The organism is Planococcus sp. NCCP-2050 (assembly GCF_023708025.1).
GTDB lineage: Bacteria > Bacillota > Bacilli > Bacillales_A > Planococcaceae > Planococcus.
In genome coordinates this window covers 185,748-211,025 of sequence record NZ_BRCX01000001.1, presented here as the reverse complement: position 1 = coordinate 211,025, position 25,278 = coordinate 185,748, and the positions used below count along the sequence as shown (strand labels likewise).

27 protein-coding genes are annotated in these 25,278 nt (G+C 42.1%); 25 read left to right on the top strand and 2 right to left on the bottom strand.

Translation table 11 applies throughout. The annotated features are described in order from the left end of the window. Window positions 1–63: 63 nt before the first annotated feature. The 4 genes from hxlA to hxlR all read left to right on the top strand — a co-directional run bounded on the left by hxlA (window position 64) and on the right by hxlR (window position 2,755). Window positions 64–705 carry a 3-hexulose-6-phosphate synthase gene (hxlA, locus tag NFU07_RS01050; RefSeq protein WP_251473390.1) on the top strand — a complete coding sequence of 214 codons (642 nt, stop codon included), beginning with the start codon at window positions 64–66 and terminating at the stop codon, window positions 703–705. Window position 706: 1 nt separating this feature from the next. Next, window positions 707–1,261, top strand: coding sequence for a 6-phospho-3-hexuloisomerase (gene hxlB, locus NFU07_RS01045; RefSeq protein ID WP_235199200.1), 555 nt, complete (start codon window positions 707–709; stop codon window positions 1,259–1,261). Between the two features lie 133 nt (window positions 1,262–1,394). Continuing rightward, the gene (locus tag NFU07_RS01040; RefSeq protein ID WP_251473383.1) at window positions 1,395–2,231 is read left to right on the top strand and encodes a Cof-type HAD-IIB family hydrolase; all 837 of its coding nucleotides are present in this window, start codon (window positions 1,395–1,397) and stop codon (window positions 2,229–2,231) included. A 170-nt stretch (window positions 2,232–2,401) separates the two neighbouring features. Further along, window positions 2,402–2,755 (top strand): transcriptional activator HxlR, encoded by a 354-nt coding sequence (gene hxlR, locus NFU07_RS01035; protein WP_235199199.1) that lies wholly within the window; start codon window positions 2,402–2,404, stop codon window positions 2,753–2,755. 193 nt (window positions 2,756–2,948) lie between these two features. Here hxlR and NFU07_RS01030 read toward each other — a convergent pair whose 3' ends face one another. Beyond that, window positions 2,949–3,887, bottom strand: coding sequence for an aldo/keto reductase (locus tag NFU07_RS01030; RefSeq protein WP_251473382.1), 939 nt, complete (start codon window positions 3,885–3,887; stop codon window positions 2,949–2,951). Between the two features lie 314 nt (window positions 3,888–4,201). On the opposite strand from NFU07_RS01030, the gene NFU07_RS01025 reads away from it, so the two are divergent. Beyond that, window positions 4,202–4,870 (top strand): hypothetical protein, encoded by a 669-nt coding sequence (locus tag NFU07_RS01025; protein ID WP_251473381.1) that lies wholly within the window; start codon window positions 4,202–4,204, stop codon window positions 4,868–4,870. Window positions 4,871–4,979: 109 nt separating this feature from the next. Here NFU07_RS01025 and NFU07_RS01020 read toward each other — a convergent pair whose 3' ends face one another. Next, complete coding sequence (locus NFU07_RS01020; RefSeq protein ID WP_251473379.1) at window positions 4,980–5,831, bottom strand: pentapeptide repeat-containing protein; 852 nt, start codon at window positions 5,829–5,831, stop codon at window positions 4,980–4,982. 497 nt (window positions 5,832–6,328) lie between these two features. Here NFU07_RS01020 and NFU07_RS01015 point away from each other — a divergent pair, with 497 nt between their 5' ends. From NFU07_RS01015 to NFU07_RS00920, 20 genes are all read left to right on the top strand, one after another. After that, window positions 6,329–7,918 carry a sensor domain-containing diguanylate cyclase gene (locus NFU07_RS01015; protein WP_251473377.1) on the top strand — a complete coding sequence of 530 codons (1,590 nt, stop codon included), beginning with the start codon at window positions 6,329–6,331 and terminating at the stop codon, window positions 7,916–7,918. Window positions 7,919–7,964: 46 nt separating this feature from the next. Continuing rightward, window positions 7,965–8,531 (top strand): DNA-3-methyladenine glycosylase I, encoded by a 567-nt coding sequence (locus tag NFU07_RS01010; protein WP_251473375.1) that lies wholly within the window; start codon window positions 7,965–7,967, stop codon window positions 8,529–8,531. A gap of 129 nt (window positions 8,532–8,660) precedes the next feature. Further along, window positions 8,661–9,524, top strand: coding sequence for a M15 family metallopeptidase (locus NFU07_RS01005; RefSeq protein WP_251473374.1), 864 nt, complete (start codon window positions 8,661–8,663; stop codon window positions 9,522–9,524). 87 nt (window positions 9,525–9,611) lie between these two features. Then, on the top strand, window positions 9,612–10,064 hold the full coding sequence (locus NFU07_RS01000; RefSeq protein WP_251473373.1) for an SRPBCC family protein: 453 nt from the start codon (window positions 9,612–9,614) through the stop codon (window positions 10,062–10,064). Between the two features lie 69 nt (window positions 10,065–10,133). Continuing rightward, window positions 10,134–10,349 (top strand): hypothetical protein, encoded by a 216-nt coding sequence (locus tag NFU07_RS00995; RefSeq protein ID WP_251473372.1) that lies wholly within the window; start codon window positions 10,134–10,136, stop codon window positions 10,347–10,349. Window positions 10,350–10,391: 42 nt separating this feature from the next. Beyond that, on the top strand, window positions 10,392–10,841 hold the full coding sequence (locus NFU07_RS00990) for a VOC family protein (protein WP_251473371.1): 450 nt from the start codon (window positions 10,392–10,394) through the stop codon (window positions 10,839–10,841). Between the two features lie 20 nt (window positions 10,842–10,861). After that, on the top strand, window positions 10,862–11,521 hold the full coding sequence (locus NFU07_RS00985) for a uridine kinase family protein (protein ID WP_251473370.1): 660 nt from the start codon (window positions 10,862–10,864) through the stop codon (window positions 11,519–11,521). 102 nt (window positions 11,522–11,623) lie between these two features. Further along, a complete protein-coding gene (locus tag NFU07_RS00980) occupies window positions 11,624–12,358 on the top strand; it encodes an SDR family oxidoreductase (protein WP_251473368.1) in 735 nt (244 codons plus the stop codon). Window positions 12,359–12,476: 118 nt separating this feature from the next. Further along, on the top strand, window positions 12,477–12,965 hold the full coding sequence (locus tag NFU07_RS00975; RefSeq protein ID WP_251473367.1) for a DUF1648 domain-containing protein: 489 nt from the start codon (window positions 12,477–12,479) through the stop codon (window positions 12,963–12,965). A gap of 245 nt (window positions 12,966–13,210) precedes the next feature. Then, entirely contained in the window at window positions 13,211–13,804 is a 594-nt protein-coding gene (locus NFU07_RS00970) for a TetR/AcrR family transcriptional regulator (RefSeq protein ID WP_251473364.1), read from the top strand. 376 nt (window positions 13,805–14,180) lie between these two features. Then, window positions 14,181–15,659 carry a PTS mannitol transporter subunit IIBC gene (locus NFU07_RS00965; protein ID WP_251473362.1) on the top strand — a complete coding sequence of 493 codons (1,479 nt, stop codon included), beginning with the start codon at window positions 14,181–14,183 and terminating at the stop codon, window positions 15,657–15,659. A gap of 33 nt (window positions 15,660–15,692) precedes the next feature. Beyond that, window positions 15,693–16,130 (top strand): PTS mannitol transporter subunit IIA, encoded by a 438-nt coding sequence (locus NFU07_RS00960; RefSeq protein ID WP_251473354.1) that lies wholly within the window; start codon window positions 15,693–15,695, stop codon window positions 16,128–16,130. Then, the gene (locus NFU07_RS00955) at window positions 16,131–17,285 is read left to right on the top strand and encodes a mannitol-1-phosphate 5-dehydrogenase (RefSeq protein ID WP_251473351.1); all 1,155 of its coding nucleotides are present in this window, start codon (window positions 16,131–16,133) and stop codon (window positions 17,283–17,285) included. Window positions 17,286–17,440: 155 nt separating this feature from the next. Beyond that, window positions 17,441–18,256: an MBL fold metallo-hydrolase gene (locus tag NFU07_RS00950; protein ID WP_251473348.1), complete on the top strand. Its 816-nt coding sequence runs from the start codon at window positions 17,441–17,443 to the stop codon at window positions 18,254–18,256. Window positions 18,257–18,276: 20 nt separating this feature from the next. Next, window positions 18,277–18,537, top strand: coding sequence for a toxin-antitoxin system YwqK family antitoxin (locus NFU07_RS00945; protein WP_251473346.1), 261 nt, complete (start codon window positions 18,277–18,279; stop codon window positions 18,535–18,537). A 247-nt stretch (window positions 18,538–18,784) separates the two neighbouring features. Further along, window positions 18,785–20,047: an ABC transporter substrate-binding protein gene (locus tag NFU07_RS00940; protein WP_251473343.1), complete on the top strand. Its 1,263-nt coding sequence runs from the start codon at window positions 18,785–18,787 to the stop codon at window positions 20,045–20,047. Window positions 20,048–20,129: 82 nt separating this feature from the next. Then, entirely contained in the window at window positions 20,130–21,008 is an 879-nt protein-coding gene (locus NFU07_RS00935) for a carbohydrate ABC transporter permease (RefSeq protein WP_251473342.1), read from the top strand. A gap of 11 nt (window positions 21,009–21,019) precedes the next feature. Next, window positions 21,020–21,850: a carbohydrate ABC transporter permease gene (locus NFU07_RS00930; protein WP_251473340.1), complete on the top strand. Its 831-nt coding sequence runs from the start codon at window positions 21,020–21,022 to the stop codon at window positions 21,848–21,850. 262 nt (window positions 21,851–22,112) lie between these two features. After that, window positions 22,113–23,084 carry an HNH endonuclease gene (locus NFU07_RS00925; RefSeq protein WP_251473338.1) on the top strand — a complete coding sequence of 324 codons (972 nt, stop codon included), beginning with the start codon at window positions 22,113–22,115 and terminating at the stop codon, window positions 23,082–23,084. 103 nt (window positions 23,085–23,187) lie between these two features. Next, window positions 23,188–25,221 (top strand): Na+/H+ antiporter, encoded by a 2,034-nt coding sequence (locus tag NFU07_RS00920; protein ID WP_251473337.1) that lies wholly within the window; start codon window positions 23,188–23,190, stop codon window positions 25,219–25,221. Window positions 25,222–25,278 lie beyond the last annotated feature (57 nt).

Below are 25,278 nucleotides of genomic sequence, written 5' to 3'. Positions count from 1 at the left end.
AAGGATGCTTGTGTAACATACACTAAGTTTGCATCGAAATACAAAAAACGGGGAGACAGATATATGAAATTACAATTAGCATTAGATTTAGTAAATATTCCACAAGCAATCGAAGTGGTTAAAGAAGTAGAAGCGTTTATCGATATTGTTGAAATTGGAACGCCCGTAATCAATAAAGAAGGGCTTGCAGCTGTTGCAGAAATGAAAGCCGCTTTCCCTAACTTAGAAGTTCTTGCAGATGTGAAAATTATGGATGCTGCAGCGTATGAAGTATCAAATGCTTCAGCAGCAGGGGCAGACATTATTACAATTCTTGCTCAAGCAGAAGACTCGTCCATCAAAGGCGCAGTTGAAGAAGCGAAGAAACAAGGGAAAAAAATCCTGGTAGACATGATTGCTGTTAAAGACATCAAAACACGTGCAGCAGAACTTGATCAACTTGGTGCGGATTATATCTGTGTCCACACAGGCTACGATTTGCAAGCAGAAGGAAAAGATTCGTTCGAAGATCTCCGTACCATCAAAAGCGTAGTGAAAAATGCTAAAACAGCAATCGCTGGAGGCATCAAACTCGAGACATTGCCGGAAGTGATTAAAGCACAACCTGACTTGATTATTGTCGGTGGGGGAATCACTAGCAAAGAAAACAAGAGTGCAGAAGCTGAAAAAATTCAAAAGCTGATGAAAGAAAGCGTAACGGCGTAACATGAACATAACAGCCTATACCGACGAAATCCTGACTGAATTGAAGCGGACCACTTCGCTCATTGATGATGATGAAGCCGAAAAGGCAGTGGATGGCCTCATGCATGCGAAAAAAATCTTTGTTGCAGGTGGTGGCCGGTCCGGCTTTATGGCTAAAGCATTTGTAATGCGCATGATGCACTCTGGCCTGGATGCCTATGTCGTTGGAGAAACAGTAACACCTAATTTGGAGCCGGATGATCTCTTTATCGTTGGTTCTGGTTCTGGCGAGACCCAAAGCCTCGCAGCCATGACGAAGAAAGCAAAAGATATCGGCGCGACTATAGTGGCTGTTACCATCCATCCAGATTCCACAATAGGGAAACTTGCGGATATTCGAATTGAAATTCCTGCACAAGCAAAAGGGGAAGGCGCCACGGGTAAATCGATTCAACCGATGGGCTCATTATTTGAACAATCGCTTCTCTTGTTTTACGATGCATTGATTTTGAGATTCATGGATAAAAAAGGGCTCAAAGCTGATGTCATGTATGGCAGGCATGCCAATTTGGAATAGTTCGACGAACAAACCCGAGTCTGAGATTTATGCAGACTCGGGCTTGTTTTCTTTAGCCGAAGGGCAGCAAAATGATGAAAGAGCATTTCTGTTGCCATGAAGGATAAAACATAATTGCAGGGAGAGAGAGTCTATGTATAAATTGATTGCGATCGATCTTGATGGAACACTGCTCACAGATGACTTAGTGATTCCACAAGATACAGTGGCTGCCATTCAAAAAGTGGTTGCGGAGGGAATAGTCGTGACAATTGCTACGGGGCGCATGTTTGCTTCAGCGAGTCTCATTGCCCGGCAATTGAATATAAATGTACCGCTCATTACGTATCAGGGTGCACTAATCAAGGATGTAAACGGAAGAGAAGTAATGTATGAGCGCACTGTTCCTCCTGAGGTTACACAAAAGCTAATCGAAATTGCTCTTGAGAAAAAAATGCATCTACAAGTATATCAAGATGACATTCTCTTTAGTGCCGAAGAAAATGAAAAGCTAATCGCTTATTCTCAAGCAGTTAAAGTTCCTTATACGATTGAACCGGATCTTAAGAAATTATCGTCTAAAGGGATTACAAAATTACTGTTTATCGAAGAATCCGACGTCCTCGATCAGCTGCAGCAAGAATTGCAGACTTTATACGGCAAGTATGCCCACATCGCAAAATCAAAGAAAAACTACCTGGAAGTCACCCACCCAGAGGCTAACAAAGGCAGTGCCCTACTACACTTAGCAAAACAACTGGATATAGATCCTTCAGAGATAATAGGCATTGGCGACAACTACAATGACCTCGAACTCATTGATGCGGCTGGTCTAGGAATAGCGATGGGGAATGCCGTAAAGGAAGTGAAAGAAAAAGCTGATTACACTACCTTTACGAACAATGAGGAAGGGGTTCTTCATGTGTTAGAAAGATTCATTCTAGAGCCAGCGCGTGTTAAGAGGGACAAAGAAGGAAAAATGCCAGTTTAATTAGAGTCATGTAAGTAGAAAAGCAAAATGATTATTCCGTTGCAGGAAAATTTACTAACCCTATTATTTCAAGTACAATTGATAAGCTGCATTATTTACAGTACGTGCTTTTTCATCTAGTACCAGCAAAAAGTATATGATGAGGAACTAGCAAGGAAGGAAGAAAGCGCATGCCCAATTTAGGAGAGAAAGTTTTTAATTGTGAAAAAGAGCTGACGCTTTCGATTATTGGAGGAAAGTGGAAAATGTTAGTGCTATGGCATTTAGGTAAAGAAGGAACTAAGCGTTTTGGGGAATTAAAAAATCTTATGCCCGGGATCACACAACGCATGCTTGTTAATCAGTTGCGTGAACTTGAAGATCACTTGATTGTCCACCGGGAAGTTTATCCTGTGGTTCCGCCTAAAGTGGAATATTCTCTTACTGAACAAGGAAGAACCCTTATCCCTATACTTGACTCGATGTATGAATGGGGAAAAGAGTATATAGATCGTAATTTGGATAAGAAAATAGAAAATAAATAAGTAAATTAGTCAGCCAATAGGATATTTTTAAAAAAACAGGACGGATTTCAGTAAAATGAAATCCGTCCTGTTTTTTAGAAATTTCGCTCCTGTACTTCTGAATCTCTCCAATCCAGACTTTTTATAGAGCATATCATCTTCTTTTCCTTCGAGGGCTCTTAGTAATAGATTAAGTTTTTTATTTTTTTATTGATTAATAGCGGCTTCCAAGCGCTGCGTTCTTTGGCATAAGTGCATCAATGCGCTGTAAATCTTCATCTGTCAATTCAACTTGGAGAGAGGCAATATTTTCTTCCAAGTATTTGATGCGCTTCGTTCCGGGAATCGGTATAGCTCCATTGGCAATCGTCCAAGCAATGGCCAGTTGGGAAGGCGTACAATTCTTTTCCGAAGCCATCTCTTTAACTTTATCCACTAACTCTACATTTTTATCAAAGTTTTCCGGCTGGAAACGGGGGAGATTTCTGCGCCCATCATTTTCATCCAGATCTTCAAATTTGCGCAGTTCTCCGGATAAAAATCCTCGGCTTAACGGGCTGTATGCTACAAAACTAATTCCGAGTTCGTTTACCATCGGCAAAACCTCCGCTTCAACGTCCCGGCTCCAAAGCGAATATTCAGTTTGCAAAGCGGTAATCGGGTGCGTCGCATGGGCCCGGCGAATTTGGTCAGGAGATGCTTCTGACAAACCGATCGCCCGCACTTTTCCGGCCTGTACCAAATCCGCCATCGCCCCTACAGTTTCTTCGATAGGAACATCAGGATCTACCCGGTGTTGATAATACAAGTCGAGATAATCGAGGTCTAGCCGTTTTAAGCTTTTATCAATGGATTCCTTGACATAATCCGGATGGCCATTGATGCCTTGAAAATTGGGTCCGAATGCAAACTTGCTGGCGATAATCGCTTGATTGCGGCGGCCTTTTAAAGCTTTGGCCAACAACTCTTCATTATGTCCATTGCCATAGACATCCGCTGTATCAAGCAGCGTAACCCCTAATTCCAAAGCACGGTGGATGGTCTTTATCGATTCTTCGTCATTCACTTGTCCGTAAATCGGGGACATGCCCATCAACCCCAATCCAATCGCTGATACTTCTAAATCGCTTTGGCCTAATTTCTTCGTTTTCAATGCGCTCATCCTCTCTCGTATCGTCACTCGTAGTATACGTACTTAATACCTCCGTTTAACTAAAGTAAACTTTACTCATTAAGCGGTGTATTTTATAAGAAGTAAAGATTCGCCGTTTCACAAACCGCTTCAAATAAATAGTTATAATCTTATTTCAGAAACTTGAATAGGATGGAAAAAATTTCAGCTCCAAACTTAAACCCATTTGCCAATTTACATTTTGGACAATTATTTCTATCCAAGATGACTTTCCGCCTCTCTGCGAAACTTTGCTGCAAGATATCCGTATAATTAGAAAAGGAAGAGGTGCTCGCATGGAAGAAAGAGTTGAATGGATTAAAAACAAAGTTGCATTCTTTAGTTCTTTTGTGATCCTTGGAATCTGTATGTATTTGTTTTTTCCTTTTCCGAATAACGTGATGCGAGAACCGAAATTTATGTTTATGTCCTTTCCGATTCAAAATCAAGATGGATATATCCCGCTTGGAATTGTGGGGTCGATTCTCTTTATCCTCGCTTTGATTTTACTTTTCATCAGCTTGGGTAAATACCAAGGAAGAACCATCCTAATTGTTATGATCCTTTATACAATTTTGCCGAATCTTTTAATTGCGGCATATCAAGAAACCTTTGCAAGTGGCATTACAGCTGTCTCATACGATAACAACGGCCATTGCAATTTTGAGGTGATCGACCAAAAAATGATGGGTCAATGCGATTTGGTATTGCACAATCGAAGCAATGAAGACGTATCCTTTGAATTAGAATTTATCGATTCAGGTTTTATGGAGGATGACGTGCGAATGGAATCGCTTATGAATTTAGCTGGACCGTATAAGATTACGATGAAAGCGAATGAAAAAAAGCCGATTCATATGGACGAACTCCTCGATTTATCAGGAGTTTCCAATCACATTGAGGGAGGCGGGTCATTTAACATCCAATTTAAACTGACTGACAACGGAAAAACACGCACTTTATAGTCGTTTAATGGTGTGAAGGAAACATTAGCTGAATATAAAAAGGAGGATCATCTAGCTTTTGAAAGCAGTGATCTTCCTTTTAACTATTTACCGAGAATTTATTTAATCGCTAGTCTTTCCAGTGCGACGGACGATCCAAATGATCAGGCAATTGCGTTTCTTGATTGCCTTTTGCTGAGTTAATTTGCATCTGAGTCAAGAACAGGCTGGTTGATAGGTTCGCTCCATTTAGATTAGCGTCCCGTAAATCTGCCCCGATGAAATCGACTGCGCGCAAATCCGATTTTCCCAAGTCGGCTGCAATCAAATAAGCCCCTCTAAAATTCGTTCCCCTCAAATCCTTGCCCACTAATCTTTTGCCCATCCAATCAACGCCTGGTTGTTCCAGTTTCCGTTTCCCACCGCCGGTTTTGCTTCGAATTTCTTTGCTGGCTTTCATTAATAACTCTTTGACCGGATGGCGATAAGCAACCAAATCCAAGTCCAGCAATTCATCTGCACTCAGCTTCGTCAATCTTTGCAGTAAATCCAATTGATTTGTGAGTTCCTGCTGCAGCACAGCGCTGCTTTTATAAGATAATGCTTCAGCGATAAAGGCAATCATTTCAAATAATTGTTCCATGACCGGAAAAGCCTGGAACATTTTTTCGGCGTACTCAGGATGGGTCTGCCAGCTGTTTCCGCCGAAAGTGGACTGTGCAATCATTTGGCCGGCGCCCAAGCAATCAAAAACCGTACACCCTTTAAATCCTTTTTCGCGCAGTTCGCTGTGAATTTGACAACGAAAGTCCTTTTGTAAATTCGGGCAAGGCATTCCTGCAGGCTTATTAATGGCAAAATCGTTTGAAGCAATCAGGTTAAGAGCCGTGCAGCACAGTCCAAAACATTGAGAACAATCTGCTTTCAGACGGGATCTAATTTCTTTTGCTTGAAGCTGTTCAATCGGTTGGGATGGAGTCATGGCTACTCTTCCTTTTCGCTTAATATGCTGCAACTTATATAGTTAACTTCTCGAAAATAACGATAATTCCTGCTTTTAGGGATTTTCATCGGTGAATATAGTGAAAGTGCTCGTTTAAACTTAGAAAAGCCAATGAAAAGATTCCCTTAAATTGCTAGCTATCTTATGTCTCGCTTAGTATATTTGAAGGACAGAATTAAAGGGAAAGGTGAAAAAGACTCAAGTTAATGGCAAAACAAGTTATATTGATACAAGCGCCTTTACGAACAAGCGGTTTACGAACGTACATTTTTTCTTCTGAATTATATGACCTTTTTTAATACCTTTGCAGGATAAGTACAAGATACGGTAGAAAAGAGCGTTCTCACAACATTCTTTTTCGTACTAGCACTGGAGTGCCAAAATCATCTATTATTTTCCATTTTACTACGCAATTTATTTCAGAACCTTATATAATAGAAGAAATGCCGATTATTTTTTTGAAAGGAGGCATTTGCGTGAAGAAGTTAGGAAAGAGACGGAAAGTGAACCTTGCGGTAGTGTTGACTTCTCTTGTCTCCGCTTCCGTCATTTTGACATTGTTAATTTTGACAGTCTCGTATTATCAATCGAACAAGCAATCTTTGACGGAAACTTATTTAGCCCTCAACTATTCAAAGGCAGAAAAGATGAGTCATTCAGCTGACTCTTTATTTCTTTCAATGAATAAAAACTTAGAAACCACTGCGAAATTTTTAGAGGATCCTGAGGGGATCAGTGAACCGGAACTTCAAACGCAATTAGACCTACTGCATGTAAGCAGCGGCTATTTCAATTCGCTCTCTTGGATTGATGAAACGGGCACCATCCGCGCGATCAGCCCGGGCAGTATTGGGTTAAAAGGGAAAAAAATAGAAGACGGTGTTGCAAAAGAAGCATTGGATGCCCAGAAACCTGGTTTGAGTCTTCCTTATACAGGATTATCCGATCGTTTAATCGTTCTAATGAGCCACCCTATCTATGCGAAAGATGGAACTTATAAAGGCGTGATTGGCGGTACCATTTTTCTGCAAGAACAGAACGTCCTAAATCAGCTTCTTGGGAATGATGCAGTTGAAGAGAATGGTTCGTATTACTTTGTAGTTGGTCCGAAAGGGACGCTGCTGTTTCATCCGGACACCAATCAGATTGGGAAAGGTGTTTATGAAAATCCGGTAGTTCGCCAACTGACGCTAGGCAATAATGGCATGGAGTTAATTACGAACACGAGTGGATTAAAAATGCTTGCAGCATACAGCTATGTATCCGAAGCAAAATGGGGGATTGTGCAGCAAACTCCTTATTCATTTGTTCAGGACTTACTGCTTGAACAATTGCGGCAAACGCTGAAGTTTGTATTAATTCCATTTTTAATCCTGCTTCTATTTTCTATTTATATTGCGCGTAAATTAGCAGCTCCTTTCATCCAGCTAGGGAACTTGGTCAACAGATTAGCGGAGGGCAAAAAAGTCGCCCAACCTTTAAAAGAAAGCTTGATGAAGCCCCATTGGAACCGGGAAGCCGACCTATTAACTAAGAGCGCTGTCATGGCCTTTGAGATTATCGAGCGCAATAATCAACAACTTACAGAGTCCGCTGTTACAGACTCATTAACAGGCCTTCCAAATCGTCGTAAACTTGAAGAAGTATTAGCCGAGTGGGCAAGCGACAAACAGCAATTTTCGATGCTCGTCCTAGATATTGATCATTTTAAATCCATCAATGATGCATTCGGACATCAGACCGGGGATGAAACTTTAAAGAAACTAGCTGAAACCGTCCAAGCTATGCTAGGGGATAAAGATCATTGTTTCCGATATGGCGGCGAAGAATTTGTCTTGTTGCTTCCGGAACAAACCGGTCCGTCTGCTTATCAAACAGCCGAAAAAATCCGGCTAAAAATAGAGAGAACCCGTTTGATTCCGCACCAAGCAGTTACGGTTTCTATCGGGATAGCAGAGTTCCCTGCACAAACCAGCTCCTTGGAAAAGCTTTTTAGTTTGGCTGATAAAGCGCTCTACCGGTCAAAAGCTGAAGGGCGAAATCGAATTACGCTTTCAAGGGATTGAGCGTACTTGTAAGCTCTTTATATATTACGGAAGGGGAAGGTGCTTTATGAAACAATGCCTGTGGCCACAGTCAAGTGAACTTATGCAAGCATACCACGATAGAGAATGGTGCCGACCGAGCCGAGATGACCGCTATATTTTTGAAATGCTGACGTTAGAAGGAGCGCAGGCGGGCTTATCGTGGAGTATCGTTTTAAGAAAAAGAGAAGCTTACCAGGCTGCTTTTCATCATTTCGACATCGGCTATTGTGCTGGATTAAGCGATGCGGATTTGGAAAATATAAAAGAAAATCATAATGTTATCAAGCACTTAACAAAGCTTCAATCGGTTCGCACCAATGCGAAAGCAGCTTTAGAAATCCAAAATGAATTTGGAAGTTTGGCTGACTTCTTGTGGAAATTCGTTGATTTTGAGCCAGTAGTCAATGAATGGGAGAACGACACACAGATGCCTGCCGAATCTCCTTTATCCATCCAAATCAGCAAAGAACTGAAAAAACGAGGGTTCAAGTTTGTAGGCCCAGTAACAACCTATTCATTTTTGCAGGCGATTGGCATGGTGGATGATCACATTAAATCTTGTTCGTTCCATACTTTTAATAGAAGCAAATAAGTTAAGAGCAGCCGAATTTTTCTTCAGTTCATGTAGAGTGAACTTAAGAGAATGTTAAGATTTACCCTTGCATTTCCTTCATATCTTTTCGATATCCTTTTCATAAGAAGAATAGAAGGAGACTGAGATATGAAGAAATGGGGATTTTTATTATTTATCATCATTATTTTTTTCATCGGCGGACAAGTTTACTCACCCAGTTTGGACATCGAGTTAAAAAGTCAGCTCAGCTCTTATGAGCAGGTTAAGAATTCCAAAGAACTAGAAGAAGTGCAAGTAGGAGAACACCAACTTTATGAAGGCGATTTACTTTTGGTAAACCGTGAGAATACAGCTGAAAAGCATGGAATCAAAAAAGATTTGGTTGACCTTCCGTCGCACCCAGAACTTATCGAAGGTTTTTCGCTCTATGAAAATCAGCTCTTCTTGTCTAAAGATATTACAGAGAAATTTTCCAACATGATGGCAGATGCTCAAGCAGATGGAGTTTCAAATTTCATTATAACGAGCGGTTACCGGAGTTTTGAACAACAAGAGTCCTTGTATCAGGAAATGGGCTCTTCCTTTGCGTTGCCTGCAGGCCATAGCGAACACCATCTTGGGCTCTCGCTCGATATTGGAAGCACCGAAATGAAGATGGAGAAAGCGTCTGAAGGAAAATGGATTGAAGAAAACTCTTGGAAATACGGATTCATCTTGCGATACCCTAAAGACAAAACGCATATAACCGGAATCGAATATGAGCCTTGGCACATCCGTTACGTTGGATTGCCCCATAGTGTTATTATGAAAGAAAAGAATTTCGTTCTAGAAGAATACCTTGCTTATTTAAAAAACGAGAAGCGCATTTCTGTGAAAGCAAACGATAAAAACTATCTCATCAGCTACTATCCGGTTTTAGGAACAGAGAATATTCGGATACAAAAGGATAGCTCCTATGAAATTTCAGGCGATAATATGGAAGGAATCATTGTCACTGAGCACCGTGAGTGAGGTAGGGTATCGCCGTTGACTTGGAAATTTCCTTAGATGCAAATTGAAATTTTATAAAGTCGAAATCCGTAGAAGAAGGGAACTTTTATGCCCGTTATTAGTTATGAAGTTTATATTAATGCGCCAATCGAGGTTTGTTTTGATCTTACTCGGGATGTGGAGATCCACACGAAAACGACCGCTAAAACAAAAGAGCGAGCAGTTGCTGGAGTTACATCAGGACTAATGGAAGAAGGCGACCAGGTCACTTGGGAAGCGGTTCATCTTGGAATCAAGCAAAAGCTTACAGCTAAAATAGTTGAAATGGAAAGGCCTTACCGATTTACAGATGTTATGGTCAACGGTGCATTTCACTCATTTACACATACACATGAATTTATCAAAAAAGAAGATGGCACCATTATGAAAGACCGCTTTGTCTACCGCTCTCCGCTTGGGTTTCTGGGAATCTTGGCAGATAAAGTGTTTCTGCAAAGGTATATGAAACGCTTTATAATCGACCGTGCAAATGAGTTAAAGAAAATTGCTGAAAATTATTAAGCCTCTTCACTGAGGCGTTATCAAGATATGCGAGATTTTCAATAGAAGACATACGAGGTGGAAACGAATTTGAAGGCAGCATTTATCAATCAAGAAAGATCGAACATCATTCTTTTCCTGCTGACCATGTTGGTGGGATATGCATCAAGTGTTATTTTAATCGGTGGTCCTGTAACTTACTCAGCCCCAGGCGGTGCCTTGATCGGCTTCTTTGTACTTGAAGTATGGCAATACAAGAAGTTTAAAAAGGAATGGCAAATCGAAAAAATGACTACGGGTATCTAATATATCCACCTACTAAATCGATCCATTAAAGGAGTTGCATCCATGGAAACGAATAGATTGCTTCGGATGGACAATGTCGGCATTGTTGTCGAATCTTTAGATGATGCCATATCGTTTTTTGAGGAAATCGGTTTGAAACTGGAAGGGCGAATGTATGTTGAAGGGGAGTGGGCAGGCCGTGTCACTGGACTGGGTTCACAAGTTGTCGAAATTGCGATGATGGCAACACCTGATGGCCATAGCCGGCTCGAGCTTTCGCGATTTATCAGTCCTGGAGTGATTGCTGATCACCGGACGGCACCTGTGAATTCACTCGGCTATTTGCGCGTCATGTTTACGGTTAAAGAGCTGGACGAACTGGTTTTACGGGTGACCGAAAAAGGAGCACAGCTTGTAGGTGAAGTGGTTCAATACGAAGAATCGTACCGTCTTTGCTACATTCGGGGTCCTGAAGGGATTTTAGTAGGACTGGCAGAGGAACTCGGAAATTGACAATAGAAAGCAGGCGAGCAATGGACGGATTTATTCAAGAGTTAGCCGAACGGATTGGCCATTCAGAGAAGAAACTCCTGATTGGCATCTCAGGACACGGAGCAGCCGGGAAAACCGTATTTGCCAATAAACTGATAGATAGGATCGGCCGAAACAAAACGAATTACCTGAACACGGATCCTTATATCATCAATTCGAGTGTCCGTAAAAATACGGTGCTCGAATACACATACGAAAATCAACTTCATCGGTTTAAAATGACTGCCTGCCACCCAGGCGCCCATCACCTTCCATCTTTGGAGCGAGACGTCCGAATGATTCGGGACGGGTTGAGTGTAAGAACGATTGATACTCATTATATGGAGAGTGAACTCCTTTCGGCGGATAAAAAACTGTCGATTGTTGAAGGGATGAGCGTCGCTTTTTTAAATCCGGCCTTATTTGATTTAAAAATTTATCTTTACACGGATGGCCAAACAGAGTTTGAAAGAAGAGCAGGCCGAGATGTCTTAGAAAGAGGAGCAGAACTTGAATATTTGCGTCAGTCGCATGTAGAGCGGCGAATTCAATACGAAATTTTTATGCATCCTTCTAGCCAAAGCTTTGATATCATCTTAAAAACAATTGGAGAAGAAATGCATATCGAAAAAGCTTCCTCTTTAAGCAATTTAATAAATTAAAGAATTAAGCCGGTACATGAAGGGTAATTCTTTAAGTGTCAAAGTCCAAAGAACGGGTACATAATAAACGTGGTAGTAATTTTGAAATGGAGATGATTACATATGGCAACGAAATCAGCGATCATTACGGGAGCTAGCAGCGGAATTGGACAGGCTGCCGCAAAAGAGTTAGCAGGGCAAGGTTACTCGGTCATGCTGGCCGCAAGACGCGAAGACCGTCTTGTGGAATTAAAACAGGCAATTGAAGAGGCTGGAGGCACTGCGGAATACGTAGTGACGGATGTAACTTCAGCTGAACAGATGAAAGCTTTGGCGGATGCGGCCATCGAACGCTTCGGACGCATTGATGTGCTATTAAATAATGCGGGCTTAATGCCGCTTTCGTTCATGAATAAATTAAAATTGGACGAATGGGACCGGATGGTGGATGTGAACATCAAAGGCGTCCTCTATGGAATTGCGGCTGTCCTTCCGCATATGGAAAGCCAAAAAGAAGGGCATATCATCAATATTTCCTCTGTAGCCGGGCATTCGGTTACACCAGGAAGTGCAGTCTATAGCGGAACGAAATTTGCAGTACGGGCAATTTCCGAAGGGTTGCGCCAGGAAATCGATCCTTCCATGGATATCCGGGTGACGATTGTCTCACCAGGTGCAGTGGCAACGGAATTGGTCAATACGATTACCGATGACGATGTATTGGATAGCTTCAAAGATGGACCGGAAATGGAATTCCTTCAGCCGGAAGACATTGCACGGGCAATTGGCTATGCTGTCCAGCAGCCGGCGAATGTTGATGTCAATGAAATTTTGATTCGTCCAAGACAGCAGCCGTAAAAATAGAATATGAATATATACGGCCGATTTGCGTTATTCGCAAATCGGCTTTTTGCATTTAATGAAACCATTTCAAAAAAATTTCGTAAAAAGAAAGAAGAGGGGAGGGGACTTTCAAATGAAACAACCTAAAATTGATCTTCCTAAAACGCGGTTTGAACAAACATTTGATGCAATAGGCATTACCGTCTTTTTACTTTCAATCATTTATTTGGTTTCTGTATTCGGAAGTCTGCCGGATGAGGTGCCTGGACATTTTAATGGGAGCGGTGAAGCGGACCGTTGGGGAAGCAAGATGGAATTATGGATATTGCCGTTAGTTGGAGGTGGCTTATGGCTTTTGATGACAGCTGTTTCAAAATATCCGCACACGTTCAATTACCTCAATTTACGGGAAGACAATATCGAAGTGCAATATAAAAATGCACGCTTAATGATGAATGTGCTAAAAAATGAAATCATTTTATTCTTCAGTTTCATTACTTATCAGACCATCCAAATTGCTAAAGGAGCAGTAGAAGGATTGGGTGCTGCATTTTTACCGATATTCCTTGTAGTCATTTTCGGAAGTACGTTTTTCTTCATGTATCGGATGCTTAAAATGTGAGTTTGTTTATGGATAGGAATGTCTAGTCTTCGCTAAAGCGGGGGTAGGCATTTTTTTTATGCATTGCAGACGGTTTTGAGTATGAATTTACAGTAACCCACAGCTTAAGAGAGTTATCCACATTGCGATAAATTTATCATATTTTTGTTAATACATCCGTACTAAATAAAAGATTATGCATATTTTTAATTAATACAGTTGTATTAAAATATTGAATATTAATAGTATTCTGATAAAATAGGTTTATGCCAAAACTTATTGAACATACTAAACGTAAAGAAATGATTGCTGAAGCCGCATGGAAAGTAATTTTAGAGCAGGGAATGGAAGGGGCGTCAGTAAGGAATATTGCGAAGGAAGCTGGATTATCTTTAGGTTCACTACGCTATTATTTCGCTTCGCAGAGTGAATTATTAGGTTTTTCCAGAGACTTGGTCTACCAAAAAACAGCTGAAAGGATGACGAGAGTTTTTAAATTGGACATGCCGCCGAAAGAAAAAATTGTCCAAGTTCTATTGGATTTAATGCCAGCGACAGGAGAAACAAAACTGGAAGCCGAAGTAAGATTGGTGTTTAAAATCCATGCCCGCCATAAAGGGGAGGTGTTTGATGCTGAGAGAGACAGTGTCTACCTTGCGATCAAAGAAGTGATGTCTTATCTCGTCTTGCTCAATTTATTAAAGAAGGAGGCGGATCTTCATCTGGAGACAGAAAGGATGTATTCCTTACTGGATGGATTGGCGCTCGATGGGATGATCAGGCCGCATTTGATGGAAACGCACAAATTGAAGCGGATTATCGTTTATCATCTGAATTCGATTTGCAGCGAAGATTTTTGATTGTCGGAGTGAGCTAAAAGCGGTTTATGAAGAATGTGCATCTTTATGCATAATAACTTTAGATGACATAATAAAAATATTTTCTTATTTTATTCAATTTTAAACAAAGGTTTAAATCTTATTAATTAGATTATTATGAATTTTTTAACCTTCTCAACAAAAGATTATGCTACATTAAAATTAAGCGATTTTTGTGTTCAGCTATCCAAATGCTTGATCTTTAAATTCGGCTAATTTTTAATTTGGGGATTAAGTAATGGTTTAAGTAGGGTACAAACTTAATATTGGACAAAATTTCTAAAAAGAAAGGGCTTGGTGGTTATGTAAGATGAAAGCAATACCTTCATTCAACTAAATATGAAAAAGGGGGATTTAAATGGCGGAGACAAATGTTCGTGCAAAAGTTCAGCGTTTTGGGAGCTATTTAAGCGGTATGATTATGCCGAATATCGGAGCATTCATTGCTTGGGGGATTATTACAGCTTTGTTCATACCGGATGGCTGGATTCCGAATGAAACGCTGGCAAGTCTTGTCGATCCAATGATCAAGTACTTGCTTCCATTATTAATCGGTTTTACCGGTGGACGATTAGTCTATGATTTTAGAGGCGGCGTAGTTGGTGCAACGGCCACATTAGGGGTCATTGTAGGCGCCGATGTTCCGATGTTCTTAGGGGCCATGATTATGGGGCCGCTTGCGGGTTATCTAATGAAAGTGATTGATAACTTGTTTTTGGCAAAAATCAGAACCGGTTTCGAAATGCTTTACAATAACTTTTCTGCTGGTATCTTAGGGGCAATTCTCGCCGGCTTTTCCGTTTACATCATCGGGCCGGTCGTTAGTTCTTTGACTAATATCCTGGCTGATGGGGTTGAAGTGATTGTAGATATGGGCTTGTTGCCGCTCGCAAGCATTATTATCGAGCCTGCAAAAGTTCTCTTCCTAAACAATGCGATCAACCACGGAATCTTGAGCCCGCTTGGCGTCGACCAAGCGGCAGAAGCAGGAAAATCAATTCTATTCTTGCTTGAAACAAACCCGGGGCCAGGTCTTGGAATTCTCTTGGCTTTCAGTATTTTCGGCAAAGGGGTATCAAAAGCTTCGGCTCCTGGTGCAGCAATCATCCAATTTCTCGGTGGTATCCATGAAATTTACTTCCCATATATTTTGATGAAACCGATGCTGCTGTTAGCGGCTATTGGTGGAGGCATGAGCGGTGTGTTCATGTTTACACTATTTGATGCAGGCCTTCCAGCGACGCCGTCGCCAGGCAGTATCTTCGCCTTGCTGGCATTGACGCCTCAAGGAAATTATCTTGGCGTTATCTCAGGCGTTGTTGTCGCTGCCGCCGTTTCTTTCGCAATTGCTTCCGTTATCTTGAAAACAAGCAAAGTGGAAGATGAAGATTTAGCTGCAGCAGCTGGCAAAATGGAAGAAATGAAAGGCAAGAAAAGTGATGCAACGGGTTATTTGACTCCGAAACCTGCACAAGCAGCTGTGGGTGCGGCAGCAGGGGAACGAGTAGAAACGGATAATACGCAGCCTGTCGATTCAACGATGCTTGCACCGGAAAATGTCCACAAAGTGGTATTTGCTTGTGATGCGGGTATGGGATCGAGCGCTATGGGGGCTTCATTACTCCGCAATAAGTTCAAGAAAGAAAATATTGACATTCCGGTTACCAATACAGCGATCAATCAGCTGCCGGATGATGCAGATATCGTGGTGACGCACAAAGATTTAACGGATCGAGCGAAAGCGAAACTGCCTGGAGCTGAACATATTTCAGTCGAGAATTTCATGAACAGCCCGGAATACGATAAATTAGCCCAACGTTTGAAAACTGACAAGTGAGGCTAATACATCTTTAAAGGAGTGGTTGAACGAATGGCAAAAGAAGTATTGAGCAGAGATAATATCAAATTAAATGTTTCATTATCCGGAAAAGAAGAGGCTATCCGCTATACTGGAAGCATTCTGGTCGATGGTGGATATGTAGATGAAGCTTATATCGAAAAAATGTTGGAGCGGGAAGAGCTGACCTCCACATTTATGGGGAATTCACTCGCTATCCCCCATGGCACAGAAGATGCGAAAAAAAATGTACTTGAAACCGGAATTTCGGTCGTGACTGTTCCGGATGGCATCGATTTTGGCGGAGGCAATATTGCCAAAATCTTGATCGGCATTGCCGGAAAAGGAAATGAACATCTGGAAATCCTTTCAAATATCGCGATTGTTTGTTCAGAAGAAGAAAATATCGATAAAATTTTGAATGCGACGACTGAAGAAGAAATTCTGGACCTATTCAGCGAGGTGAGCTGAATGAAAGCTGTTCACTTTGGCGCCGGCAATATCGGAAGAGGGTTTATCGGCGCCTTATTATTTGAATCAAATTACGAAACGGTTTTTTTGGATGTCAATGGAACGGTTGTTGATGCCTTGAATGTGCGAAATAGCTATGACGTGACATTAATGGGTTCTGAACAGCAAACTATTCACGTTGAAAAGGTTCGCGGCATCAATACACTGAGCAACCCAGCAGAAGGCGTAGATGCCATCGTCCAGTCTGACTTAGTGACCGCGGCTGTCGGCCCGAAAGTATTGCCGATGATTTCAAGTCTTATGGCAGAAGGACTGAGAACGCGGTTTGAGAAAAATCCTCAGCCGCTGAATATCATTGCGTGCGAAAACATGATCAATGCCAGTTCCTTGTTGAAAGAACATGTTTATACGCATTTATCCGAACAGGAAAAAGAAACAGCGGACCGGCTGATTGGTTTTCCGAATGCAGCGGTCGACCGGATCGTCCCGGATCAGACAAGCGATGATGTGTTAGCTGTCGCAGTTGAACCGTACTACGAATGGGTAGTTGAAAAACCGGCATTAAAAGGTGAAGTTCCTGCTGTAGAAGGCATCACGTATGTGGACGATTTAAGCCCGTTCATTGAACGGAAATTGTTCACTGTCAATACCGGCCATACGGTTCCCGCGTATTTTGGCCGCTATAAAGGGTTCCAGACGATTTTCGATGCGATGCAGGACGAAGAGATTGAAGAGCTTCTTGGAGGAGCTTTAGGTGAAACCGGTGAAGTGATCATTCAAGAGCATGGCTTTGACCGGGCAGAACACGAAGCGTACATCCAAAAAATCATTGGCCGCTTCCAGAATCCTAATATCTCGGACCATGTGACGCGTGTCGGAAGAGGCCCGTTGCGTAAATTAGGCAAAAATGACCGGTTGATTCGCCCGGCAAGTCTTTACTGGCAATTGACGGGGAAAGAGCCCGTCCATTTAGCCACCGTCATTGCGGCTGTCTTGCTTTATGTAAATGACGAAGATCCTGAAGCCAAACAATTGCAGGAAATGATTGCAGCGCAGGGATTTGAAAAAACACTTCAAGAAGTGGCAGAATTGGAAGCGGATGATCCGCTCATTCCGATTATTATGAAACGTGTGGAAGAACTTCAAAGAAAATAAAAAGATTGCAGCCCTAAAAGCCGATGAAGAATTTTTCTTCATTGGCTTTTCTGTGTTCATAACTGGACTAATGGATGATGACGGAATTGTAAAATAATTCTATACTTGAATTAACAATAAAGCGTTCGCATCTAATGAAAGAAAGGAAGAAATTCATGCCTAAATTTATTTGTGAAACATGTGGTGTGCAATACAGCAATTCAGAAACGCCTCCCGATGAATGCATCATCTGCAATGAAGAAAGGCAATACGTCAATCCATCTGGACAAACCTGGACAACATTAGAAGAAATGCAGGCAAGCGGCTCCTATCAAAATGAAATTTCAGAGATCACCGACAATTTGTTAATGATCCAAACCAAGCCGAAGTATGCGATTGGGCAGTCCGCTTATTTGATTCAAAATAAAGGATTAAATCTTCTCTGGGACTGCATTACTTATTTGGACGAGGAAACCATCCGCCAAATTAAGGATAATGGGGGCATAGATGCGATCGCGTTGTCGCATCCGCATTATTATTCTTCCCAAGTCGAGTGGGCTGAGACATTTGATGCCCTTATTTATATTCATGAAGATGACCGCCAGTTTGTCACGAGGGAAAGTGAGCGGATCCGCTACTGGCAGGGAGATTCTCTGGCGCTTCATCCAACAGTTACACTTCACCGGATAGGCGGCCATTTTAAAGGTGCGGCAATTGCCCATTGGAATAAGGACGGCGGCAAGCTGTTTACTGGTGACGTTATTCGGGTAGCTGCAGATCGGAACTGGGCCACTTTCATGTACAGCTATCCTAATTTCATTCCGCTTTCTGCAAAGGTCGTGGGAAGAATGGCCAACCAGGTGGAGCAGCTCTCTTTCGGACAACTATATGATGCTTTCCAGCGGGTCATGGAAGCGGAAGCAAGACAAAAGGTCCTAAATTCGGCAGATCGTTATATCTCGGCTCTTAATGATGAGTTAGCTGATACATAATATCCGGCAGGAGGTGCTAAATGGAAGACGAAAAATGCAACGAGGTTAAGGATAAAAAACAGGAAGTGATTGATGGCTATACTTTAAAATATCATGCCAACGGGAAAACGGTTTGGTCAAAAGGAAAGATGATAGGAGAAAAGCCGGAAGGTTATTGGGAGTGGTACCGTACTGATGGCACAATTAAACGGTCAGGGTATTTTAAAAAAGGAGATCCGGTCGGAGAATGGGTCACTTACGACAGTAAAGGGGAAAAGTACAAAACAACCAATCGCGGATGAGTTAGGGAAAATGAAATGTAAAGCAGTCAACTAATGGCATTATTTTTATAGCAAGGAACTTCCATAGGGGTGGAAGTTCCTTTTTTATTTGCTTAGTTGGCTCAAATAGAATTTGCTATGTTTTCTGAATTGTATTAAAATTAAGAAAACTAAAAAATCCTTAATATGGCAATTACAAAGGAGGGCTCGTGTAAGGAATGCTTACAAATTTCCAACAAACTTTTCGATGAAAGAAAGGAGAATGAAAATGAAGAAGATATTTTTGGCCGTCATTCTAATGAGTGCGCTGATTTTGGCTGCATGCGGCGGCGGAGCAGACAGTGAAACCGCGGATGGCAAAACAAAAATTACCTTTATTAACGGATTTACTGGCGGTGATGGGGATTACATGAAAAAAATAACGGATGGTTTTAATGAGTCACAAGATCAGTATGTCGTCGAAGAATCCCAGGAAAAAGATCATTATACAAAGTTCAAGACTGGAAATTATGATTTGGTTGTTATCCATACGGATATGCTTGAAACGTTTAAACAGGATGGCATGATTCAGGATATCAGCTCTGCCATGGAAACTGCTGAAATCAGTATGGATGATTTCCACCCGGCAGCTCAGGAGTATGTGACATTTGATGATGGTGTTTTTGCAGTACCGCTTGACATCCATCCGTTAACGATGTTCTACAATAAGAAGCTTGCTTCTGAGCCACCGGCTACTTACGAAGACTTAATGGCATTATCGAAGAAGCTCAATGGAGACGATCCGAACCTTTTTGCTACAGGTATTCCAAGTGCTGGACTTGCTGAATGGTTCATCATGACAATCGCCGCTCAAAATAATATCGATTTGGTGGAAGATGGCCATATGAATTTAGCGCAGGAAGAATTGGCTGATGCTCTCATGATTTACCACGATATGGTCTTTAAAGACCAAATCTCTCCACCGGGACTGGGCCTTGATGGTGAATTCCAAGCGTTTATGAAACAAGTGGAAGAAGGAAACAGCGCAGTTCAGACTGCTACTTCCCTAACTGGCCCTTGGTATTACGCAGCGGTGAAAGAAGCTTATGGAGATGATTTAGGTATTGCATCCATCCCGCAGCTTGGGGACCAAAAAGGCGTCTACGGAGCTGGGCATACGCTCGCTTTGCCGTCTTCAGTAAACGATGAAGCGAAAATGGCAGGTATTGCGGAATTCCTGAACTACATGTATCAACCTGAGAATTTAGCGAACTGGGCAGAAAGCGGCCAGGCGCCGACCCACATTCCGACGATGGAGCTGGTTGAAGGCGATGTCGAGAAATATCCGTTATCCGCTCAAAACATCCAGCAATTCGATTCGTTTGTCGGAGCGCCTAAACTTTATCAATACCGTGAACAAGTCCGCTATTTGGTGGAAAACGTCTATCCTCAAATTATTTCAGAAGAAGGCATGACGAAAGAGAAATTGATGGGCGAACTAGAAAAAGCAACGGAACAATCAAAACAAGTTGCTGAAACTGCGCCTCAATAAACTGAATAACTGCTACGTAGAGGCATTTCATGTTAGTTAAGTGGAATGCCTTTTAAATGACGATAGGGGTGAGGATTGGAATATGCGGATTTCTAGAACCTGGTCAACGGTCTTGTTTCTCCCATTCTTGATTTGTTTTATGCTGTTTTTAGTCGTTCCGTTAGCTTTTGGCATTTATATCAGCTTTCATCAATGGTCCATCTTTGCCGGAAATGGCGGATTTGTCGGATTCGACAATTATATCTCCATTTTAACGCCCGGCACAGTGTTTGGAGATGCCTTTTATAACGGTTTGAAAAATACGCTTATTTTTGTTGTGATCAGTGTCATTCCGCTCGTTTTGATCAGTTTGGCATTGGCGCTGCTTGTCAACAGCATTCCTAAAAAATTCAAGGTATTTTATCGGACTGTCTTTTTCATATCCTATGCGGTATCGGTAACGGCAGTATCAGCTATTTTCAAATGGCTTTTTACCGGGAATGGCGGATACGTCAACAATGTGCTGAATAATTTCGGTATTGGATCATTCAACTGGCTGAATGACCAGCCGCTTGCCTGGATCGCTATTTTAATTGCCACCGTCTGGTGGACCATCGGCTTTAATATGATCTTGTTTATCAATGCTTTAGATGAAGTGGATGAAAATTTATATGAAGCGGCTAGCTTGGACGGAGCTGGATCGTGGCAGCAGTTCCGCCACATCACTTTTCCATCCATCAAAGGCGTTTTTGTCTTTTTAACGATCATTACAGTTATTGCATCATTCAATCTTTACGGCCAGACTTTGCTCATCACAGCAGGCGGGCCGGGGCAAAGCACCCAGTCTTTAATCATGGTGATCCAGCAAATGGTCTTCAGCCAAAATAACCTGGGCATTGCATCAGCCATGGCAATGGCGATGGGGACCGTCATGGTCGCTATCGTTGCTGCACAATACTTCTATTCGTTCAGAAAACAATAAGGAGGCAGAAAATGAAAAAATCCAAAAGCAAAAATATCCTCATCCTATTATTGGCGACATTGCTTGCATTGTTGTTTCTGCTGCCTCTGATTTTTATGGTGTTGACGTCATTCAAAGCGTTGGGAGAGGCGATGTCGACTTCTTCATTACTGCCGAAAACTTGGACTTTAGAGAATTATAAAAGCATTTTTGGCATCACTGCAGATGTACCGGTTCTCCGATGGCTTTTGAATACCGCTATCGTCACAGCAATCGGGACCTTGCTGGTGGTTTTCGTTGATGTTCTTGCGGCCTATTCGATTGCCCGTTTGAATCTGCCCGGCAAGAGATTCTTTTTCCTTGTCGTTGTGGCAGCTCTTACGGTTCCAACGATAGTCACTTTGTTTCCAATGTTCTACTTATTCCGTCAATTTAATTTGATTGATACGTATGCTCCGTTGATTTTGGTCTATTCTGCGAACACGATGGGTGTCTTTCTAATTTACAGCTTTTTAAGGGGATTCCCGAAAGACTTAGAAGAAGCGGCGATCATCGATGGTGCTTCGTTATGGCAAGTCTTGCGGTTTGTCATCTTCCCCGCGATCCGCCCAGTCGTTGCCACATTATCCGTTTTGACCTTTCTGACCATCTACAATGATTTTCTTTGGCCATCTGTTGTGACCAGTGCAGATGAAATGAAAACGGTCACAGTCGGAGTTGCAAACCTCGTCCAAGGCTCTAACTTCGTCAATCCCGGGAGGATGATGGCGGCAACGGTCGTGGCTACTTTGCCGGCATTGATCCTATTTGTCGCTGCAAACCGTTATTTTGTCCGAAGCGTCATCAGTTCAGGCATTAAGTGAAGCAAAGCTTTTTCGTTTCTAATAAAGCATGTGGTTATAAGATTGCTTCTGTCTTTGTCTCAGCGCCGCTGCGCTAGCTTTGTCGAAAAAGGGGTTGTCCCAAATTACTTTTGGGACAACCCCTTTTATTGTGTCCGGTCAGACTTCTTGTCGAACATTCAACTGGGATTTAGGTTATGATAGAAGCATGGAAGTTTACATAAACGGATTTGCATCGCTAAAATGAAATGCCGATCCGGCTGAGCAATTAGGAGGAAAAGTTTTGAACGCATATATCGTCATGCAGGGTGAAACATATCATGAAGAAAAGAATGCCGGTTTGATCTGGGCTCCGGAAACGGACAAAGCGGGAATGGTCCCGCATTCCTATCAGCGGTTGATGGAAGTGAAAAAAGGAGACCGGATTTTCCATTACGTCAAAGGGGCGATCGTGGCCATCAGTATAGCAAAAGATGCCTTCAAAAAAGAACGGAAGCCTTTTGGAGAAGGGAGTCCTGAAAAAGAATCAGCGATCGGCTATTTGGTGCCGGTTGAATATCGGGAGTTGGAGAATCCGTTATCGATCAAGGAATGTTTGGACGATATTTCGAGTCTTCTGCCAGTGAAATATGCGGCTTTTAAAGAAGACGGCACAGGCAATCCTGGATACCTTTATCCTTGCAACGAAGAGCTCGCCATCGAATTGCTGGAAGGCATTAGCCGCTTGAATGTGTATGTACCGGAAGCGGAGCAATTGGAACTCGCAATGGAAGTGGTCCGAATGACGGAACACAATCCGTTGATCACGCTGATTGCAGAAACCATCATGGAAATGAAAACGAAAATCCAGCGCGGCCAGCTGCAATTCAGGAAATCGCTTTTGCCCTTGTGGCATAAAGAATGCCCGCTATGCGGCATGGACATCGATGCCGCATTAAAAGCAGGCTATGCAAAACCGTGGAAAGACAGTACGGATGCAGAAAAAATCAATCCTTATAACGGCTTATTGCTCTGCAATAATCACGAAGCTATGTTCACTGCCGGATTGATCAGTTTCACAGCCGGCGGAAAGCTGCATATCGCACAACAAATTCCAGGAGAGCGCTATGCCGAATACGGATTGAAAAAAGGGAAGAAAATCTCGGTTTACCCTGAAAACGGCGAATTCTTCAGATGGCATAAAAGAGAGATTTTTGTTGATAAAAGAAAAACAACCAATTCAGATCCTATTGAAGAAACCATTGAAGGCGAATAATCGCCTTCAATGGTTTTTTTATTATTCCTTGATAGTTTCTGTCTAAAGCAAGGCGTTTTATGGGTATACAGTAAGAGATTATAAAAATGATTGGAGGTCATTTATGGACATTTTAATGACAATCCTTCTTTTGCTTTTAGCATTGCTCATCTCAAATGTTATCAGCCATTACACACCATTTATCCCGACGGCATTGATCCAAATCGCCTTAGGGGTTCTATTGGTGCTGTTTTTTGAGGATATATCGTTTGATATCGATACCGAATGGTTCTTGCTGCTGTTTATTGCGCCTTTGTTATATAATGACGGCCGCCATTTTCCAAGGGAAGAGCTGTGGCGCATGCGCGGCCCGATACTCGGAAACGCCATTATTCTGGTTCTTCTCACTACAATTCTTGGTGGCTATTTTATTCATTGGATGATTGCTGCCATACCGCTCTATGCAGCATTTGCACTCGCGGCGATCCTGTCACCTACAGATCCGGTTGCAGTAAACGGTATTGCCAAACGGATTCATATTCCCGATAAAGTGCTGAATTTAGTTAGAGGCGAGTCCTTGATCAACGATGCATCCGGACTTGTTGCATTCAATTATGCGGTGGCTGCAGTCGTCACCGGTTATTTCTCGCTTCAAGAAGCGATTTTTGACTTTTCCTATAAATTTGTAGCGGGCGGAGTGCTTGGCATTGTACTTGGACTACTCGTCATCTGGATCCGCCATATCCTTCGGAAGCAAGGGATCAACGATGTGACATTCCAATCTTTGCTGCATATCATGACGCCGTTTTTCATTTTTATCATAACAGAAGAATTGCTGCATGCTTCGGGTGTCATTTCTGTGGTAGTAGCCGGAATCATCCATTCACTTGTCAGGGAACGAACAGAAACTTTAGTTGCTGAAGAACAGATGTTAGCTGAAAATATTTGGACGATTATTTTATTCGTTTTAAACGGCATCGTTTTCTTATTGCTCGGATTAAATATCCCTTCATCCATGAGCGGGGTTCTGGAAAATCCGGATATTGGCTACTTACTGTTGTTCTCTTACGTGATCGGCCTCGGGGTTTTCATCTTAGGGGTCCGGTTTATCTGGTCCTATCTTTTTGCAAGTTTCGAATCCCGGTTTAATAAAACCGATGAAGTGGAAAAACCAAGTTTTAAACAAACTTTGTTTACCAGTCTGACCGGTGTTAGAGGTACGGTTACGATGGTCGGGGTGTTGTCAATTCCGTATGCCTTGGAATCTGGCGAAGACTTTCCGAATCGCTCGCTTATCGTTTTTTTAGCAGCAGGCACAATTCTCTTCACTTTGCTTGCAGCCACAATCCTATTGCCGCTATTGAGCCGGGGGGAGACAATTGAAGGGCAAAGCGTAGGGAAGATCGATACGGAAGAAGCGAGAAAAAGGCTCTTGCTTGCTTCTATCAAGAAATTGAAAGCTGAAGCAACTGAAGAAAATGAAACCGTCGCTTATGAATTGATCGAAGAATACAAATTGCGGTTAGAACAAATTTTACCGGAGGAAGAATTGAGGTCGGATGAAAATAAGCAGCGCCGAAAAAACTTGAAGAAAATCCGGCTGCAGGCGTTAAGTATCGAAAAATCGCATGTAGAAATGCGGCTGAAAGAGAAAAACTACGATGATGAAAAGATTCGGAAAGCTTTCGAGAAATCTTTCAGAAGAAGAGAAGCAGCTATCGAAAAAAATGTGCATTCTTTGAATGTCTATATTCAAAGCAAACTGATTCGAGCTTGGCGACGCTTTAAAGGCGAGTATTTAAAAGATGACGAAACACGGTTGGTTAATATTCAAGTAGGCAAAGATATACAATTGGAAGCATTGGAAAAAGCGATGGATTATCTGTTGGATGCTTCAAAAGAAGGCAAGGAAAAAATGGCGAGTTCCGTCATACACGACTACAGACGGATGATTAAAGGGCTGAAAACGCCTGAATCGCATTTCAATGAACAATATGAAATGCAAAAAGAAGAATTGCGCTTGATCATCATGGACATGGGCCGTTCTAAAATTTATAAAATGTATGAAGAAGGTGAAATTTCAAGGGAACAAGCAAAAGAGCTGAGACGCTACTTAAACCATATTGAAAGCATTACGCTATATGAATACAGTGATTAACTTGAAAAAGCCCGAGTGGATGCTCAGGCTTTTTCCAATTCTGTTTCTGCTTGGCAT

What these genes read in the sequence shown, in the direction of transcription:
- hxlA (WP_251473390.1), top strand. Translation starts at nt 64, where the DNA reads ATGAAATTACAATTAGCATTAGATTTAGTAAATATTCCACAAGCAATC.
- hxlB (WP_235199200.1), top strand. Translation starts at nt 707, where the DNA reads ATGAACATAACAGCCTATACCGACGAAATCCTGACTGAATTGAAGCGG.
- NFU07_RS01040 (WP_251473383.1), top strand. Translation starts at nt 1,395, where the DNA reads ATGTATAAATTGATTGCGATCGATCTTGATGGAACACTGCTCACAGAT.
- hxlR (WP_235199199.1), top strand. Translation starts at nt 2,402, where the DNA reads ATGCCCAATTTAGGAGAGAAAGTTTTTAATTGTGAAAAAGAGCTGACG.
- NFU07_RS01025 (WP_251473381.1), top strand. Translation starts at nt 4,202, where the DNA reads ATGGAAGAAAGAGTTGAATGGATTAAAAACAAAGTTGCATTCTTTAGT.
- NFU07_RS01020 (WP_251473379.1), bottom strand. Translation starts at nt 5,831, where the DNA reads ATGACTCCATCCCAACCGATTGAACAGCTTCAAGCAAAAGAAATTAGA.
- NFU07_RS01010 (WP_251473375.1), top strand. Translation starts at nt 7,965, where the DNA reads ATGAAACAATGCCTGTGGCCACAGTCAAGTGAACTTATGCAAGCATAC.
- NFU07_RS01005 (WP_251473374.1), top strand. Translation starts at nt 8,661, where the DNA reads ATGAAGAAATGGGGATTTTTATTATTTATCATCATTATTTTTTTCATC.
- NFU07_RS01000 (WP_251473373.1), top strand. Translation starts at nt 9,612, where the DNA reads ATGCCCGTTATTAGTTATGAAGTTTATATTAATGCGCCAATCGAGGTT.
- NFU07_RS00990 (WP_251473371.1), top strand. Translation starts at nt 10,392, where the DNA reads ATGGAAACGAATAGATTGCTTCGGATGGACAATGTCGGCATTGTTGTC.
- NFU07_RS00985 (WP_251473370.1), top strand. Translation starts at nt 10,862, where the DNA reads ATGGACGGATTTATTCAAGAGTTAGCCGAACGGATTGGCCATTCAGAG.
- NFU07_RS00980 (WP_251473368.1), top strand. Translation starts at nt 11,624, where the DNA reads ATGGCAACGAAATCAGCGATCATTACGGGAGCTAGCAGCGGAATTGGA.
- NFU07_RS00975 (WP_251473367.1), top strand. Translation starts at nt 12,477, where the DNA reads ATGAAACAACCTAAAATTGATCTTCCTAAAACGCGGTTTGAACAAACA.
- NFU07_RS00970 (WP_251473364.1), top strand. Translation starts at nt 13,211, where the DNA reads ATGCCAAAACTTATTGAACATACTAAACGTAAAGAAATGATTGCTGAA.
- NFU07_RS00965 (WP_251473362.1), top strand. Translation starts at nt 14,181, where the DNA reads ATGGCGGAGACAAATGTTCGTGCAAAAGTTCAGCGTTTTGGGAGCTAT.
- NFU07_RS00960 (WP_251473354.1), top strand. Translation starts at nt 15,693, where the DNA reads ATGGCAAAAGAAGTATTGAGCAGAGATAATATCAAATTAAATGTTTCA.
- NFU07_RS00955 (WP_251473351.1), top strand. Translation starts at nt 16,131, where the DNA reads ATGAAAGCTGTTCACTTTGGCGCCGGCAATATCGGAAGAGGGTTTATC.
- NFU07_RS00950 (WP_251473348.1), top strand. Translation starts at nt 17,441, where the DNA reads ATGCCTAAATTTATTTGTGAAACATGTGGTGTGCAATACAGCAATTCA.
- NFU07_RS00945 (WP_251473346.1), top strand. Translation starts at nt 18,277, where the DNA reads ATGGAAGACGAAAAATGCAACGAGGTTAAGGATAAAAAACAGGAAGTG.
- NFU07_RS00940 (WP_251473343.1), top strand. Translation starts at nt 18,785, where the DNA reads ATGAAGAAGATATTTTTGGCCGTCATTCTAATGAGTGCGCTGATTTTG.
- NFU07_RS00935 (WP_251473342.1), top strand. Translation starts at nt 20,130, where the DNA reads ATGCGGATTTCTAGAACCTGGTCAACGGTCTTGTTTCTCCCATTCTTG.
- NFU07_RS00930 (WP_251473340.1), top strand. Translation starts at nt 21,020, where the DNA reads ATGAAAAAATCCAAAAGCAAAAATATCCTCATCCTATTATTGGCGACA.
- NFU07_RS00920 (WP_251473337.1), top strand. Translation starts at nt 23,188, where the DNA reads ATGGACATTTTAATGACAATCCTTCTTTTGCTTTTAGCATTGCTCATC.